This window comes from Sphingomonas sp. Leaf10 (assembly GCF_001421245.1).
GTDB lineage: Bacteria > Pseudomonadota > Alphaproteobacteria > Sphingomonadales > Sphingomonadaceae > Sphingomonas.
Map to the genome: position 1 here is coordinate 148,203 of NZ_LMKE01000034.1, position 17,009 is coordinate 165,211.

The window sequence follows — 17,009 nt, forward strand, 5'->3', positions numbered from 1 at the left end:
AGCCGCAGTCGCCGGCGTCGATGCCAATGACGTGAAGGACGCCGCGCGGGACGTGCGCAGCGAAGCCGCAGCCTATCTGTCGGACGCGCCCAATGATCCGGCGCAGATGACCCCGGAACAGGCCCAGACCGAGATCGCCAAGCAGCTCCCCGCCCTCGCCCGCGGCGGTGCCGAGGGTCAGCAGGCCGAAAGCCGCATCGTCGACATCGTCGCTGCGCAGCGCAAGATCAGCCGTCCCGAGGCGCAGGCACAGGTCACCCGCGCCAAGCAGCAATTCGTCCAGACCAAGAACGAAGCGGTCGCCACCGCCAAGTCGGCCACCGACAAGGCAGCCGGCGCGGCAGCGGGCACTTCGTTCGTCCTCGTGCTCGCGCTGTTGATCGGTGCGGCCGCGGCAGGTTTCGGTGCAACCACGGCGGCACATCGTAAGTTGCGCTGAGTGTAGGTGGCGGGTCGGCGTATCTCGGCCCGCCACAATCCGGTTTTACAACGAAGGAGAATTATCATGACCCGCAAGATCGGTCTCGTCGTCGCCCTCGCCGCCACCGTCACGCTCGGCGCGTGCAACACGGTGAACGGCGCCGGCAAGGACCTGAAGTCGGCCGGATCGGCCATCGAGGGTGCCTCGGGCACGGACAAGAAGTAAGTCCGGCGACGGGCGGGGTGATAAGCGCCCCGCCCGCTTTGCAGTCGCGCGGCCGCGATCCTACATCGTTGGTCGTGCGAGACCTTCCCACTCCCCTGTCCGACTGGTTCGCCGCACGCGGCTGGACGCCTCGCCGCCATCAACTCGACATGCTCGAACAGGCGCGGTCCGGACGTCATGCCCTGCTGGTCGCCGCGACCGGCGCGGGCAAGACGCTGTCGGGTTTCCTGCCGACGCTGGTCGACCTGATCGAACGCCCCCGCGACGGGCTGCACACCCTGTATATCTCGCCGCTCAAGGCACTGGCGGTCGACGTGCAACGCAACCTGCTGACCCCGATCGCCGAGATGGATTTGCCGATCCGGGTCGAGACGCGCACCGGCGACACACCGTCCGACCGCAAGGCGCGGCAGCGGGCCAAGCCGCCGCACATCCTGCTGACCACGCCCGAATCGCTCAGCCTGTTGCTGTCCTATCCCGACAGCGACAAACTGTTCGCGTCGCTGTCGACGATCGTCATCGACGAGGTCCACGCCTTTGCCACCGACAAGCGCGGCGACCTGTTGTCGCTGTGCCTGACCCGGTTGCAGAAATTCGCGCCCGCCCTGCGCCGGGTCGCGCTGTCGGCTACCGTAGCCGACCCCGATGGCTATCGCGCCTGGCTGGCTCCCGATGGCGATATCGATGCGGTGGCGGCGGTGCAGGGCGAGGCCGGCGCCGACCCCGATATCCGCATCCTGCTGCCACAGGAACGCATCCCGTGGTCGGGCCATTCGGGTCGCTATGCCGCCGAACAGGTGATGCGCGAAATCCGTGCCCACCGCACCACCATCGTCTTCTGCAACACCCGCAGCCTGGCCGAGCTGATCTTTCAGGACTTGTGGAAGGCGAATGACGACCAGTTGCCGATTGGCGTCCATCATGGCAGCCTCGACCGCGAGGCGCGGCGCAAGGTCGAACAGGCGATGGCCGACGGCAGGTTGCGCGCGCTGGTCGCGACGGCCAGCCTCGATCTGGGCGTCGATTGGGGCGATGTCGATTGCGTGATCCAGATGGGCGCGCCCAAGGGGTCATCGCGCCTGCTCCAGCGGATCGGTCGCGCCAACCACCGGCTCGATGAATCGTCGAAGGCGCTGCTGGTGCCGGGCAACCGCTTCGAATTTCTGGAGGCGCAGGCGGCGCTCGACGCGGTCGATGCCGGCGAACTCGACCGCGATATCTTCCGCCCCGGCACGCTCGACGTGCTGGCGCAGCATCTGATGGGCTGCGCCTGTGCCGAACCGTTCGACGCTGCCGAAATGCTCGACGAAGTGCGCGGCGCCCTGCCCTATTCGGCGCTCGACAGCGACACGTTCGACCGCGTGCTGCATTACATTGCGGAGGGCGGTTATGCGCTGAAGGCGTACGACAAGTTCAAGCGGCTGCGGCTGGGTGCCGATGGCCGCTGGACGGTGACCAAGCCCGCATTTGTTGCGCAACATCGGTTGAACGCCGGGATCATCGTCGATGCCCCGACCCTCGACGTGCGGTTCAGGAACGGGCGGCGGCTGGGCACGGTCGAGGAATATTTCGCCTCGACCCTGTCGCCGGGCGATACCTTCTTCTTCTCGGGGCTGAGCCTCGAGGTCGAGAAGATCGAGCTGACCGATCTGGTCGTGCGCGCGACCACCAAGCCCGCGCGCATCCCCAAATATGGCGGCACGCGCATGGCGCTGTCGACCAACCTCGCCGACCGGGTGCGCGGCTTCCTTGCCGATGCCGGGGAATGGCACCGTTTCCCCGACGACGTCCGCGAATGGCTGGAGATCCAGGCGCGGCGATCGGTGCTGCCGCGCGCGGGCGAGCTGCTGGTCGAAACCTTTCCGCATGACGGGCGGCATTACATGGTCGCCTACAGCTTCGAAGGATGGAACGCGCACCAGTCGCTGGGGATGCTGGTGACGCGACGGATGGAGGCGCTGGGGCTGAACCCGATCGGTTTCGTATCGAACGACTATGCGCTCGCCTGCTATGCGCTCGAACCGATCACCGACCCGCATGCGTTGTTCTCGCCCGACATTCTCGAACATGAGTTCGTCGACTGGGTACAGGGGTCTGCGCTGCTCAAACGCGCCTTTCGCGAAGTTGCGGTGATCGGCGGCCTCGTCGAACGCCAGCATCCCGGCAAGCGCAAGACCGGCAAGCAGGTCACCTTCTCGACCGACCTCATCTATGACGTGCTACGCAAATACGAACCCGGCCATTTGCTGTTGCAGGCGGCATGGGAGGATGCGCGGGCGCGGATGACCGACGTCGGCCGTTTGGCGACGCTGCTGGAAACCGCGCAGGCCCGGATGCGGCATGTGACGCTGGAACGGGTCAGCCCGCTGGCGGTGCCGGTACTGGTCCTGATCGGCCGCGAACGGGTGACGCAGGGGTCGGCCGACGACGCGCTGCTGGTCGAGGCGGAAGCGCTGGCCGCTCAGGCGATGGCGCTGGATTGAAGGGGCCGGTTCGCTTCCACCCCCTGTCCCGGCTTTTGTTTCCTACCCCGCTCTCTTAGGGCCGATCGACATTCAATTACCCGGACGCGGGACGACTGCTCTATCTGCTATCGTCACTCCCGCGAAGGCGGGAGTCCATATGCGTCGGCGTCGCGATTCCGGCCGAAACGTCAGCGGTTATGGATTCCCGCCTGCACGGGAATGACGAAAATTCGCGATCGTCGCCGAATGTCGATCGGCTCTAGTTCATTCCGTTCGCTTCGAGCGCAGGTTCGAGCCTGTCGAGAACCGTAGTCGAGAAGGGGTTGCCCCAAGCGACCCAGTTCTCGACGGACGCTTCTCGACAAGCTCGAAGCTGCTCGAACCGAACGGAGAAGGAAACGGCCGTATCCCCGCGCAGGCGGGGATACGGATAGCGAGCGGGGCAACCCGCCCGCCATGCCACATCAAACGTCGAGATTGGCGACGTTCAACGCATTCTCCTGAATGAAGTCGCGCCGCGGCTCGACGACATCACCCATCAACCGCGTGAAGATCTCGTCCGCCACGTCCGCCTGATCGATCGCCACGCGCAGCATCGACCGGTTCGAAGGATCGAGCGTGGTTTCCCACAGCTGCTCGGCATTCATCTCGCCCAGTCCCTTGTAGCGCTGAATCGACAGCCCCTTGCGTCCGGCGGCGAGGATCGCGTCGAGCAGCTGGCTGGGCCGCGCGACCAGCGTTTCGCCCTTGCCCGCGACCGCCGGTGCTTCTTCCTCGCTCTCGGCCAGTGGGTCGGCGGCGCTGCGCGCGCTGACCAGCTTCGACACGCCGGCATAGCTCGCCGCTTCCTCGGCGGCGAGGCTGTGGAGCTTGCGCCCCTCCGCCGACAGCAGGAACGCCGGTTCGATAGTGTGGGTGTCGGTCACCCCGCGCCAGCGCCGCTGGAACTGCAACCCGCCATCCTCGGTCACCCGCGCGGTCCATTCGGCCTCGACATCGGTGCGCCCGATCCGCGACACCGCATCCTGCAACCGCGTCTGACGATCGGCGTCGTTGATCTGCGGATCGAGCACGCCGGCCAGCGCCAGCACCTCGACGATGCCCATGTCGTAGCGGCGCGGGACATAACGCATCAGCGTCCGCATCCGCCGCGCGTGACCCAGCAGCGCCTTCAGATCGTCGCCGCTGCGCGCGCCCGCTGGCGTTTCCAGCACCTGCGCGCTGACGCCACCTTCGACCAGATATTCGTCGAGCGCGTTGTCGTCCTTGAGGTATACCTCGGACCGGCCCTTGGTCGCCTTATACAGCGGCGGCTGCGCGATATAGAGGTGCCCCGCCTCGATGATCTCGGGCATCTGGCGATAGAAGAACGTCAGCAGCAGCGTGCGGATATGCGCGCCGTCGACGTCGGCGTCGGTCATGATGACGATCTTGTGGTAGCGCAGCTTGTCGAGGTTGAAGTCGTCGCGGATGCCGGTGCCGAGCGCGGTGATGATCGTCCCGATCTCGCGGCTGGCGAGCATCCGGTCGAAGCGCGCACGCTCGACGTTCAGGATCTTGCCGCGCAAGGGCAGGATCGCCTGGAAATGACGGTCGCGGCCCTGCTTGGCCGAACCGCCGGCCGAGTCACCCTCGACGAAGAACAGTTCGGACTTGGCGGGATCGCGTTCCTGGCAATCGGCCAGCTTGCCGGGCAGCGAGGCGATATCCATGGCGCCCTTGCGCCGGGTCAGCTCGCGCGCCTTCTTGGCGGCCTCGCGGGCGGCGGCGGCGTCGATCACCTTCTGGATGATCGCCTTCGCATTCGCCGGATTTTCCTGAAGATACTCGGCCAGCTTGTCGGCCATCAGCGCTTCCAATGGCTGGCGCACTTCCGAGGAGACCAGCTTGTCCTTGGTCTGGCTGCTGAACTTCGGGTCGGGCAGTTTGACCGAGACGATCGCGGTCAGCCCTTCGCGCATATCGTCGCCGGTGAGCGACACCTTCTCCTTCTTCAGCATCCCCGACTTGTCAGCATAGCTGTTGAGCGTGCGCGTCAGCGCCGCGCGGAACGCCGCCATGTGCGTGCCGCCGTCGCGCTGGGGGATGTTGTTCGTGAAGGCGAGGACGTTCTCGTAATAGCTGTCGTTCCATTCCAACGCGACATCGATGCCGACATCGTCGCGGAAGCCGTGGATCGCGATCGGATCGGGCATCAGCGGCGTCTTGGTCCGGTCGAGATATTTGACGAACGCCGCGATCCCGCCTTCGTAGAACAGCTCGATCTCGCGCGGCTCCTCGTGCCGGGCATCGACCAGAACCAGCCGCACGCCCGAATTGAGGAACGCCAGTTCGCGGAAACGATGTTCAAGCTTGTCGAAATCGAACTCGACGATCTTGAACGTTTCGGGCGACGGCAGGAAGGTGACGCGGGTGCCGCGCTTGTCCGACGGCCCCATCACCTTCAGCGGCGCTTCGGCATCGCCGCGGCGGAAGCGCATATAATGCTCCTGCCCGTCGCGCCAGATCGTCAGGTCGAGGAAGTCGGAAAGCGCGTTCACCACCGAGACGCCCACGCCGTGCAGGCCGCCCGACACCTTGTACGCATTGTCGTCGTTGGTGTTCTCGAACTTACCCCCGGCGTGGAGCTGGGTCATGATGACCTCGGCCGCCGACACGCCCTCTTCGCTGTGAATGCCGGTCGGGATGCCGCGGCCGTTATCCTCGACCGAGACCGAACCATCGGCGTTGAGCGTGATCAGGATGCGGTCGCAATGCCCGGCCAGCGCCTCGTCGATCGCATTGTCGCTGACTTCGAACACCATGTGGTGCAGGCCGGAGCCGTCATCGGTATCGCCGATATACATGCCGGGGCGCTTGCGGACCGCGTCCAGCCCCTTGAGCACCTTGATCGAGTCTGCGCCGTAGTCGTTCTGATTGGGGTTCGTTGCCATAGCGAGTATATAGGGTTTCGCAGCCGGGAACTAAAGCAAAACCCGCACGTGCGGCGCGACCGCTCCGGCCCGATACTGAACGGCAGCTAACAGGCGCATTCAGTATCCGCTCAAGCGAATCGGAGCATACCCCAAATCACAGACGGACTTCCCCAACGGGAACCGTCACCAGATTTTGAGGGAGAAGAACCATGTTCAAGAAGCTCACGCTCGCTGCCGCCGCCCTTGCCACGGTCGCCACCGCCGCCGCCCCCACCGCCGCATCGGCGCAGAGCTGGCGCGGGGACCGCTATGAGCGGGACTATCGTGACGGCCGCAGCTACCGCGAATATCGCGGTGACCGGGGTTACTACAACAACCGCTACGTCAACCGTCGCGGCGAGCGTTGCGAGAATGGCGACGGCGGCACGGTGATCGGCGCGATCGCCGGCGGCCTGCTCGGCAACCAGGTCGGTGGCAATGGCAACCGCCTGCTCGGCACCATCCTGGGTGGCGGCGTGGGTGCCCTGGCCGGCCGCGCGATCGATAAGGCGGACGCTCCGCGCTACTGCCGCCGCTAACGGCTTTCCCGACCCCCGGTGGCGTAACGGGGTCAGGGAATGGAGCCGGTCCTTCCGATAGAGGGGCCGGCTCTTCTTGTGCCCATGACGAAAGGGAGGCCCGCATCGCTGCGGACCTCCCCTTGTCGTTGCGCTTCGTCGGCGATCAGTCGCCGAAGCGGAAGCGAAGGCCCACGCCATAGTAGCGACCTTCGTCGCGCACATCGATCGGCGACGAACGTCCCGGCTGGAAGTTCACATAGTTGCGGAACGGCCGCGCCAGGATGTTGCCGATATCGGCACTGACGGTCAGGTTCTTGTTCAGGTCATAGCTGACGCCGGCGTCCAGACGATCACGGGCATAGGTCGACTCACCCGAATACTGGAAGCCGCTCAGCTGGTCGGTGTTGTACCGGTTCACCCAGTCCGAACGTCGATTGTACGAAATACGCGCAACCAAACCCGATTTTTCATAGAACAGGGCGGCGTTGTACGTCCATTTCGACAGGCCCGGAATGGTCAGATACGCACCCTCACCGTCGAACGTGTCGGTGTTCGGGTTGTATCCGTTGGGGTAACGGCTCTTGCCCGTCAGGTAGCTGACGTTGCCGGAGACACCGAAGCCGCTGAGCGCGCCCGGCAGGAAGTCGAAAAAGGTCTGGAAATTGGCTTCCGCGCCCTGAATGTTCGCGTCGCCGGCATTGATCGGGCTAGACAACGACAGGATGCCATATTGCGGATCGTTGCGGAACCGCTGAACCCAGGTCGTAAACCCGAAAATGTCGCGCTGGAATACCGAGGCGCTGACATAGCCCGTTTTCGAGAAATACCATTCGAGGCTGATATCGTAATTGGTCGACGTGAACGGGCGAAGCGAAGGATTGCCCTGCGACCCGCTATAGTTCGGGTAAATCCGGCCCGGAATCCGGCAGCTGGTGGTATCGGTCGGGTTATAGTTGGGTGCGGTCGGTTCGAGGCACGGCTGATAGATGACCGGCTGGATGTTAAGCGCCGGGTTCAGGTCGCCGAAATTCGGCTTGGTCCGGGTCTTGGTATAGCCGAGACGAAGCTGCAGTTCGGGCGTGAATTTGATCCGGGCACTGACGTTGGGCAGGATATCGAGATAGTCCTGCTTCTCGGTCCGTTCCGACAGCGATCGCGTGCAGGTGTCATCGCGCGGATCGGCCGGCGTACCACCATTGTTCAACGTACAGATGTTCGACACGCCGAAGCTGGTGCCGTTGGTCATCACCGCGCGAACGCCGATGACGCCGTCGATTTCCATTCCGCCCAGCGCGAAGTTATACTTGCCCTGCGCATAGGCCGCATAGGTGCTTTCATCGGCCTGCCAGCCCGAGGTCGTCGGCGGCTGCACCGTCTCGGTGCTCCATTCGGCCAGCCGGTCCTTATATCCCTGATCGTTCGGGAAACGGGCGACAAGCTGGGCGAGCGTATCGTAGCTCAGCTTGCGCAGCGCAGCACGGTTTTCATAGATGCCGGCGCGCGGCGGCTGAAGGTAGGAGACGAAACCCTGCGCACTGCCGCGGAACGGATCGATCGTCTTCGCCAATTCGCCGATCGGCAGCGACGCATAGGGGATCATCGCCGCCGACAATTCGGCATAGCGTGCGCCGTCGGTCGTGCGTTCGCTATGATGCTTGGTCGCGCGCAGGCCGAACTGGAGTTTCGGCAGGACCGCCCAGTCGGTGTCGAGGGCGAGGTCGCCGCGCCACTGCCAGTCGTCGCCCTTCACGTCATAGGTGGCTTCATAATAGCCACGGAACATGTAGTTGGCGGGATTGAACGGATCCCAGCTCGGGAAGTTGAACGCGACGCCGCCGTCCCGATTGAAGTCGACATCGACCGACTTCGCACCGATCGTGCGGAAATCGAGGCTGTAATTGTCTCGGTTGTAGCGGCTCCAGCTATAGGCGAGATCGGTCGACAGCGTCGCGCGATCGGTCTGCCAGCGCGCACCGGTCGCGATCTGATAGGTGTTGGTCTGGTCCTGCGTCGTGTTGCGATACCCCTGCGGCTCGGAACCCGATGTCTTCGACAGCGACACCGCCTGCGGTACCGTCGTCACGTCATAGGGCGGTTCCTTGCCCGGCAGCAGCTTGATGTTGCCATAGGACTGCCCGTCCATCAGCACGACATTGGTGAACACCGGCGGCGTCGAATTCGGACCCCATTGCTCCAGCGGCACGTCGAAATTGTCGGCATAACCGCGGCCGCGATAGCCCTGGTAGATCCCCTCGACATAGATTTCGGTGTCGGGATTCGGCTTGTATTGCAGCGAGAAATTGCCCGACGGGCGATAGCGTTTGCCGCCGTCATTGTAGAGGCCGACATTGTTCGGGAAGAAGAACAGGCCATTGGCGTTGCCGTTCGCGAAATTGTCGCGAACCTTGGCACCCTGCACGCCGAAGTCGGAGTAGCGCGAATCGCGCACCCAGCTCGCATTGTAGCGGACGCCGTTATAATATTGCGATTGCGCGAAGGTCGCGTTGACCAACAGGCCCATTTCGCCATCGCCGACCTTCCAGCGGTCCGACACCAGCACGTTGCCGCCCGGATCGTACTTGCGACTCTGGTCGTTGTACGTGCCGCGGAAACCACCGGCGATCACGCGCCCGTTGAAGTCGAGCGGGCGACGCGTGCGCACGTTGATCAGACCGGCAAGACCCGGCTCGACCAGATCGGCGGTCCCGGACTTGTAGACTTCCATGCTGGCGATCGCCTGTGCCGGGAAATCCTGCAACTGCACGCGACGCAATTCTGCGGTAAACAGTTCGCGGCCGTTATACGAGGTCGCAACGTCGGGCAAACCACGGATGAGGACGCCGTTCACTTCGTCGCTGAACCGGGTAACCTGCACACCGGCGATGCGCGCAAGGCTTTCGGCGGCGGTATAGTCGGGCAGCTTGCCGATATCGTCGGCGACGATCACGTCGATGATCGAATCCGAATTGCGCTTGATCGCCTGCGAACTGGCAAGGCTGCGGCGCAGACCGCGGACCAGGATTTCGGACTGTTCGTCGTCCTTCTTGGTGGCGTCCGGCACTTCGACCGTTTCGCCGGCATCGGCTCCGACCGGCTTTTCGGTCGGCGACACCTGAGCGAACGCGGGCGCGGCGGCCAGCATGAACGGCACGACGGCGACAGACGCCATCAGCGTGAAACGACGCATTGATACCCCCCCTGTTCGGTATTCTATGTTCTGTATGACAAATGGCTATTACGTATTTGTCCTACTTTCAAGCGCTATTTGTTGCTGTAGCGTTACTGATATCGCTACCAATCGGCGCTACATCCGAACCAGGCGGCCACCATCGTTATCGATGGCGTACCATATGCCGGGATTGCTCATGATTACCGGCGGAAATGCGGTATCCGGCTCGATGAATATGCGTGATTCGTTCCGGAACCCGTGACAGAAGAAGTAATGTCGCAGCCCTCATCCGCGCCGGCCCCGGGCCGATTAGTACGGCAAGTGGTCGTGGTCGGCGGCGGGACGGCGGGCTGGATGGCGGCGGCGGCGCTTTCGCGCGCGCTCGGCCCGATCGGCCGTAGCGTCACCCTGATCGAATCCGATGCGATCGGCACGGTCGGTGTCGGCGAAGCGACGATCCCGCCGATCCGCGCGTTCAACGCGATGCTCGACATCGCCGAGGGTCGCTTCCTGCGCGAGACGATGGGCAGCTACAAGCTGGGCATTGAATTCGTCGACTGGGGCCGGATCGGGCAGCGCTATTTCCACCCCTTCGGCGCGGCAGGGCAGGATTTCCATGGCGTGCCGTTCCACCAGCTCTGGCTGCGCCACCGCGTGCGTGGCGGGACGACGCGACTGACCGACTATTCGATGTGCACCGTCGCCGCACGCGAGGGGCGCTTCGGCATCGCGGCAGAGGGCGACCGCACCCCGCTCGCCCATATCGCCCATGCCTATCATTTCGACGCGACGCTCTATGCCGCGCTGCTGCGTCGCGTCGCCGAGGAACAGGGCGTCGTCCGCCACGAAGGGCGCGTGGTACGGGTCGATCGCGATGGCGATAGCGGCGACGTGACCTCGGTCCGGCTGGCGGACGGACGGACGATCGCCGGGGACCTGTTCGTCGATTGCTCGGGGTTCGCCGGCCTGCTGATCGAAGGGGCGCTGGAAACCGGCTACCACGACTGGCGGCACTGGCTGCCGATGGACCGCGCGCTGGCGATGCCCACCACCCGGCTCGACCCCCTGCCGCCTTATACCCGCGCCACCGCCCATGCGGCGGGGTGGCAGTGGCGGATCCCGCTCCAGCATCGCACCGGCAACGGGCATGTCTATTCCAGTGGCTTCACCGGCGCCGACGCGGCCGAACGGGTGCTGCGCGACCATGCGCCGGGCGAGCTGTGCGGCGACGTCCGCGCGCTGTCCTTCACCACCGGCATGCGGCGGAAGCCATGGTCGCACAATGTCGTCGCGCTGGGTCTTGCCGCCGGTTTCGTCGAACCGCTCGAATCGACCAGCATCCACCTGATCCAGCACGGCATCCAGCGGCTGATCGCGCTGTTTCCGGGGCCCGCCGTCCGCCCAGCCGAGCGCGATGCCTATAATGCCGACATGACCCGGGCGTTCGAGGCCGTCCGCGACTTCGTCGTGCTGCATTACAAGGCGACGACCCGCAACGACAGCGACTTCTGGCGCGCGATGCGGGCGATGACCGTCCCCGACAGCCTCGCGCACCGGATCGAATTGTGGCGCGCGCAGGGCCGGCTGATCCCGCAGGCGGGCGACGTCTTCGCGATCCCCAGCTGGGCGGCGGTGCTGACCGGGCAGGAAATCTGGCCCGCCGCCTATGAACCGACCGTCGACCGGTTGAATGCGGACTCGGTCGAGGCGGCTCTTGCCGATATGCGCGGCGCCTATCGCCGCACCGCGCTGTCGCTGCCGACCCACGACGCCGCATTACCCCGATAATCTCGATCCGCCGCGCCTTTGCCTCGTTCTGCCACGATCCGGTCGGAAACGCCGGCTACCCCGCACCCGCAACGGTGATGGAGCGCGCTGGATGACGGGAATTGGGCGGGACGGCTGGCGGATGCTGGCCGGGGCGACGTTGGTGATGGCCCCCGCCCCCGCACTGGCACAGGACGATCCCGAACCAGCCGCCGACGATCCGCAGAAGCCGGACATCGTCGTTACCGGCAAACGGCCGCCGGGATCGGCATTGGGCGATGCCGCGCCGGTCGCGGTGCTCGATGCCGAAGCGATCCGGGCGTTGGGCGTGACCAGCATCAACGAATTGCTGAAATTGCTGAAGCCGCTGACCACGTCGAACAGCGGCGGTGAGCCGGTGTTCCTGCTGAACGGCCGCCGTATTTCGGGCTATCGCGAGATCCAGACGCTGCCGCCCGAGGCGCTGGAGCGGACCGAAATCCTGAACGAACAGGACTCGGCACGCTTCGGTTTTCCGGCGACGGTCCGCGTCGTCAATTTCGTGACCAAGAAACGCTTTCGCGCACTGACCGTCGAACAGGGCGCGGGCACCACCACCGACGGCGGCGGCGGGACCGCGCGCGCCGAACTGGGCGCGACCCGGATCGAGGGTGATCGCCGCACCACGCTGGCGATCAACTACGACCGGCAGAACCCGTTATTCGCAACCGAACGTCCCTATCAGGTCGACAACGACACGCTGTTCGACAGCACCGGCAATCTGCGCGCGCCGAACGGCGGCAGCGTCGACCCCGCGCTCGACGCCCTTGCCGGTCGTGCGATCACCGCCACCGCCGTCCCGACCGATCCGGCACGGCGCGACGACTTGCGCACCTATGCCACCGGCACGACCCGCGCGACCGACCTCTCGCCCTTCCTCTCGCTGCGCAGCAACGACCAGCTGAAGGTCGACATGACCCACGCCGTCCCCATCGGCAAGACCATGACCGGGTCGCTGAACCTGATCATGGATGCGCAGCGCGGCTTTGCGCTGGCCGGGTTGCAGGGCGCGACGCTGCGCCTGCCCGCCACCAATGCCGCCAGCCCGTTTGCAAGCGACGTGCTGCTCTACCGTTATCTCGACGAAGCCGGCACGTTGACCCAGCGCAACGACAATCTGACGCTGCATGCCGGATCGGCGGTTCAGGGCGGGATCGGCCGCTGGATGTGGACGGTGAGCGGGGAATATGATCGCGTCCGTGCCCGCGCCTCGGTCGATCGCGGGATCGATCCGGTGGTGTTGCAGGCGGCGGTCGATGCCGGCGCCGATCCCTACGACCTGTCCGACCGTATCGCCACCGCCGGCCGGATCATCACTCGCAGCCGCACCCTGACCAACACCGCCACTGCCAAGGCGACCGCCAACGGCCCGGCCTTCACGCTGCTCGCCGGACAGGCGCTGCTGACGCTCAACGCCGATTACGCCTATTCGAACAGCAACGGCCGGCTGGCCGACAATATCGGCGCGGCGACATCGCTGACCCGGACGATCGCGGGCACCAGCGCCAGTCTCGACCTGCCGATCACCTCGGCCGATCGCGGCGTGCTGGACGCGATCGGCACGGTTTCTGCCAATGCGACGCTGGGGGTGACCGGGGTGTCGGACTATGGCAATCTGACCAGCAGCAATCTGGCGCTCCGCTGGAACCCGTGGCGCCCGATCCAGATCACCGCGTCGATCAACACCGCGCAGACCCCGCCGGCAATCGCCGCGCTCACCAACCCGATCGTCACCGTTCCCAACACGCCGTTCTTCGACTTCGTGACCGGCACCAGCGCACTGATCGCGGTCACCGGCGGCGGCAACACCGATCTCGCGCCCGAGGAGCGGCAGATCCGCACGCTCGGCCTCGACTGGCAACCGATCAAGGGCCGCGAACTGCGCCTGAACCTTGCTTATGTCGATACGCAGATCACCGATCAGCTGGTGTATCCGGGAAGTGCCACCGCCGAATTGCAAGCGGCCTTCCCCGAACGATTCCCGCGCGATGCCGCCGGACAATTGCGGCGCGCCGATTTGCGCCCGATCAACGCCTTCGCCGAACGCGAACGCAAGATCACGGCGGGCTGGTCGTTCTTCGGACAGATCGGTCCCAAGCCGCCCGCGCCGACGCCCCCGGCGAAGGACGCCCCGCCGCCGCCGCCGCCCAAGCAGCGGCCGATGCTGTGGAGCTTCGCCACCTTCACCGCGCGGCTCGACGACCGGCTGGTCCTCAGCCCCGGCCAGCCCGAGCTCGATTTGCTGGATGGTGCCTCGCTCGACGGCAATAGCGGGCGGTCGCGCTATGAGGTGCAGGGCAATATCGGTGGTTCCTATGGTCCGGTGCGGCTCGGCACCTATGCCTTCTGGCGCGCGCCGACCCGCATTCGCAGCGCCATCGCCGAGTCCGACCTGCGCTTGACGCCGGCCACCTTCGTCGGCTTCTATTCGCAGTTGGAAGGCGCGCAACTGGCACCCAAGGCGGCATGGGCCAAGGGCATGACCTTCCAGTTCGAGGTGCAGAATATCCTCAACGACCGCCCCGACGTCCGCGACCGGAACGGTGCCGTACCGTTCCGCTTCCAGCCGGCGTTCCTCGACCCCTATGGCCGGATCGTGAAGCTGTCGGTGCGCAAGCTGTTTTGAGGGCGCCCCGCCCCACCGCCTTCGTCATTCCCGCGAAGGCGGGAATCCATATCCGCCGACGTCCGCGCAGGACTCGCTGCCCTTGCGTCTATGGATCCCCGCCTGCGCGGGGATGACTGGTTTGGGAAGCTCCCTATTCCACCCAATCCAGCCCGATATCCCGGTACAGCATCCGGTCTTCTTCCCAGTTCGGCTTGACCTTCACATGCAGGTAGAGATGCACCCGCACCCCCAACAATTCCTGCAGTTCCTTGCGCGCGGTCGCGCCGATCTCCTTGATCCGCTGCCCGCCCTTGCCCAGCACGATCGCGCGCTGCGTGTCGCGCGCGACATAGATTTGCTGATGGATTTCGACCGATCCGTCCTCGCGCTCCAGATAGCGTTCGGTGTCGACCGCACTCGCGTAGGGCAGTTCCTCGTGCAGCTGGTGATACAGCTGCTCGCGCGTCACTTCCGCCGCCAGCATCCGGTCGGTGGCGTCGCTCACCTGATCCTCGGGGAAATGCCACGGCCCCTCGGGCATCCGCTTCGCCAGCGCCGCCTTCATCTCGGCCAGGCCGTCGCCGGTCTGGGCGCTGACGAAGAACGTCTCCTCGAACGCCGCCATTTCGTGCAGCCGCGCGGCATGGTCGAGCAGCCGCGGCTTGTCGGCGATGTCGACCTTGTTCAGGATCAGGATCTTCGGCTCTTTCCGCTGCGCCAGCGGCTCGACAATCGCACGAACCTTCGGGCCGATACCGCCCTTGCCATCGACCACCACCGCGACCGCATCGGCGCCCGCCGTGCCTTCCCACGCCGCCGACACCATCGCCCGGTCCAGCCGCCGCTTGGGTTCGAAAATGCCGGGCGTGTCGACCAACAGCAGCTGCGTGTCCCCCTCGATCGCGATTCCCATCAACCGGGTGCGCGTCGTCTGCGCCTTCGGACTGGTGATCGCGACCTTCTGCCCGACCAGCGCATTGACCAGCGTCGACTTGCCCGCATTGGGGGCGCCGAGGATCGCGACGAGGCCGCACGACTGGGGGGAAGACGTCAAAAGCTGGTACTCGCTGATGCAAGGGATGATCGCCCTCTTACCCGCCGCCGCCGCGCAAGCAAAGCGTGCGTCGGTCGCGATCGGTGCTTGATCCGGCCCGGCAGGCTCGCTACCCAATAGTCCGACAAGAACAGAGGAGGGGGCGAGAACCCATGCGAAACCAATCCACTGCGCGCCGCACGATGCGGACCCGTGCGCGAAACTTCGTGCTCGGCACCGCTTCACTGCTGATCGCGGCGACCGCAACGGCCCAGACCCCCACCGCCACCCCTCAGCCGGGCCAGCCGGCGCAAATCGCGATTCGGGGCGACCAGCAGGGTCCGACCTATGACCGCCGCATCTTCACCCAGTTCGCCGAGCATCTCGGCAACGGCATCTATGGCGGCCTGTGGGTCGGGAACGACCGCAAGATTCCGAACACGCGCGGGTTCCGCAACGACGTCGTCGCCGCGCTGAAGCGCCTCGGCGTGCCGGTCATCCGCTGGCCCGGCGGCTGCTTCGCCGACGAGTATCACTGGCGCGAAGGAATCGGGCCGAAGAACAAGCGCCCGGTCAAGATCAACAACCATTGGGGCGGCGTGACCGAGGATAATGCGGTCGGCACCCATGAATTCATGGACCTGACCGAACAGGTCGGCGCCGAAGCCTATATCTCGGGCAATGTCGGCAACGGTAGCCCACGCGAAATGGCCGAGTGGGTCGAATATATGACGCAGGAGGCGGGCACCCTCGCCGACGAACGCGCCAAGAACGGCCGCAAGGAACCGTGGAAGGTGCCGTATTTCGGCATCGGCAACGAACTGTGGGGCTGTGGCGGCAACATGCGCCCGCAATATGCCGCCGACGAAACCCGCCGCTTCGCGACGTTCATCAAGTCGCCGGCGGGCAGCCGCATCCTGAAGATCGCATCGGGTGCGAACAACGACGATTACAACTGGACCGACGTGATGATGCGCGAGGCGATCGGCCAGATCGATGCCGTTTCGCTCCATTACTACACGGTTCCGGGAAGCTGGCCGCCCCGCGCCTCGCCTACGCAGTTCGATGAATCGGGCTGGGCCGAAACGCTGGCGCTGACGTGGCGGATGGACGAATACATCACCAAGCACGTCGCGATGATGGACAAGTACGACCCGCAAAAGCGCGTCTGGCTGGCCGTCGACGAATGGGGCACTTGGTATGCCCAGGATCCGGGCACGACGCCGGGCTTCCTGCGGCAGCAGAACACGCTGCGCGACGCGCTGGTCGCGGCGATCAACCTCGACATCTTCGCCAAGCATGCCGACCGGGTGAAGATGACCGCCATCGCCCAGATGGTGAACGTGTTGCAGGCGATGATCCTGACCGACGGGCCGAAGATGGTCCTGACACCGACCTATCACGTCTTCGAAATGTACAAGCCGTTCATGGACGGCACGGTGCTGCCGATCACGGTCAACAGCCCCTATTACTCGCGTGACAAGTGGGTGATGCCGGCGGTGTCGGCATCGGCGGTGCGGGGCAAGGACGGCGTGGTCCATGTCGCGCTGTCGAACGCCGATCCGAACCGTCCGACCACCGTGTCGGCGGCGCTGACCGGGATCAACGGCGCGACGGTCACCGGCCGCGTGCTGACCGCGCCGACGATCACCGCGCACAACACGTTCGACAACCCGAACGCCGTGACCCCGACCGCCTTCACCGGCGCACAGGTCGCGAACGGGACGCTGACGGTGACGCTGCCGGCCAAGTCGGTGGTGATGCTCGACATCAAATAAGGCGGTGGGGCGGCGCAAGTCGCCCCACT

At 65.3% G+C, this 17,009-nt stretch carries 9 protein-coding genes and 1 pseudogene; 7 read left to right on the plus strand and 3 right to left on the minus strand.

From position 1 onward, the window contains the following. The 3 genes and pseudogenes from ASE59_RS20840 to ASE59_RS18460 all read left to right on the plus strand — a co-directional run. Positions 1–439: pseudogene (locus tag ASE59_RS20840) on the plus strand (hypothetical protein); the annotation flags it as partial. 66 nt (positions 440–505) lie between these two features. Beyond that, complete coding sequence (locus tag ASE59_RS19385) at positions 506–646, plus strand: entericidin A/B family lipoprotein (protein ID WP_082458579.1); 141 nt, start codon at positions 506–508, stop codon at positions 644–646. A 74-nt stretch (positions 647–720) separates the two neighbouring features. Further along, the gene (locus tag ASE59_RS18460; protein ID WP_082458586.1) at positions 721–3,129 is read left to right on the plus strand and encodes a ligase-associated DNA damage response DEXH box helicase; all 2,409 of its coding nucleotides are present in this window, start codon (positions 721–723) and stop codon (positions 3,127–3,129) included. Between the two features lie 446 nt (positions 3,130–3,575). Here the strand turns inward: ASE59_RS18460 and gyrB are convergent, their stop codons facing one another. Continuing rightward, a complete protein-coding gene (gyrB, locus tag ASE59_RS18465; protein WP_056459909.1) occupies positions 3,576–6,044 on the minus strand; it encodes a DNA topoisomerase (ATP-hydrolyzing) subunit B in 2,469 nt (822 codons plus the stop codon). Positions 6,045–6,235: 191 nt separating this feature from the next. On the opposite strand from gyrB, the gene ASE59_RS18470 reads away from it, so the two are divergent. Continuing rightward, the gene (locus ASE59_RS18470) at positions 6,236–6,604 is read left to right on the plus strand and encodes a glycine zipper 2TM domain-containing protein (RefSeq protein WP_056459912.1); all 369 of its coding nucleotides are present in this window, start codon (positions 6,236–6,238) and stop codon (positions 6,602–6,604) included. A 145-nt stretch (positions 6,605–6,749) separates the two neighbouring features. Here the strand turns inward: ASE59_RS18470 and ASE59_RS18475 are convergent, their stop codons facing one another. Continuing rightward, positions 6,750–9,773, minus strand: a complete 3,024-nt coding sequence (locus ASE59_RS18475) for a TonB-dependent receptor (RefSeq protein WP_235515848.1) — start codon at positions 9,771–9,773, stop codon at positions 6,750–6,752. A gap of 303 nt (positions 9,774–10,076) precedes the next feature. Between ASE59_RS18475 and ASE59_RS18480 the strand changes: the two genes are divergently transcribed. Next, complete coding sequence (locus ASE59_RS18480) at positions 10,077–11,543, plus strand: tryptophan halogenase family protein (protein ID WP_235515849.1); 1,467 nt, start codon at positions 10,077–10,079, stop codon at positions 11,541–11,543. A 91-nt stretch (positions 11,544–11,634) separates the two neighbouring features. After that, positions 11,635–14,187, plus strand: coding sequence for a TonB-dependent receptor (locus ASE59_RS18485; protein WP_156360181.1), 2,553 nt, complete (start codon positions 11,635–11,637; stop codon positions 14,185–14,187). Between the two features lie 133 nt (positions 14,188–14,320). On the opposite strand, the gene era is transcribed toward ASE59_RS18485, so the two are convergent. Continuing rightward, positions 14,321–15,223, minus strand: coding sequence for a GTPase Era (gene era, locus ASE59_RS18490; RefSeq protein ID WP_056459921.1), 903 nt, complete (start codon positions 15,221–15,223; stop codon positions 14,321–14,323). A 182-nt stretch (positions 15,224–15,405) separates the two neighbouring features. On the opposite strand from era, the gene ASE59_RS18495 reads away from it, so the two are divergent. Beyond that, positions 15,406–16,980 carry an alpha-N-arabinofuranosidase gene (locus ASE59_RS18495; RefSeq protein ID WP_056459924.1) on the plus strand — a complete coding sequence of 525 codons (1,575 nt, stop codon included), beginning with the start codon at positions 15,406–15,408 and terminating at the stop codon, positions 16,978–16,980. Positions 16,981–17,009 lie beyond the last annotated feature (29 nt).

What these genes read in the sequence shown, in the direction of transcription:
- ASE59_RS18470 (WP_056459912.1), top strand. Translation starts at nt 6,236, where the DNA reads ATGTTCAAGAAGCTCACGCTCGCTGCCGCCGCCCTTGCCACGGTCGCC.
- gyrB (WP_056459909.1), bottom strand. Translation starts at nt 6,044, where the DNA reads ATGGCAACGAACCCCAATCAGAACGACTACGGCGCAGACTCGATCAAG.
- ASE59_RS18475 (WP_235515848.1), bottom strand. Translation starts at nt 9,773, where the DNA reads ATGCGTCGTTTCACGCTGATGGCGTCTGTCGCCGTCGTGCCGTTCATG.
- ASE59_RS18485 (WP_156360181.1), top strand. Translation starts at nt 11,635, where the DNA reads ATGACGGGAATTGGGCGGGACGGCTGGCGGATGCTGGCCGGGGCGACG.
- ASE59_RS19385 (WP_082458579.1), top strand. Translation starts at nt 506, where the DNA reads ATGACCCGCAAGATCGGTCTCGTCGTCGCCCTCGCCGCCACCGTCACG.
- ASE59_RS18495 (WP_056459924.1), top strand. Translation starts at nt 15,406, where the DNA reads ATGCGGACCCGTGCGCGAAACTTCGTGCTCGGCACCGCTTCACTGCTG.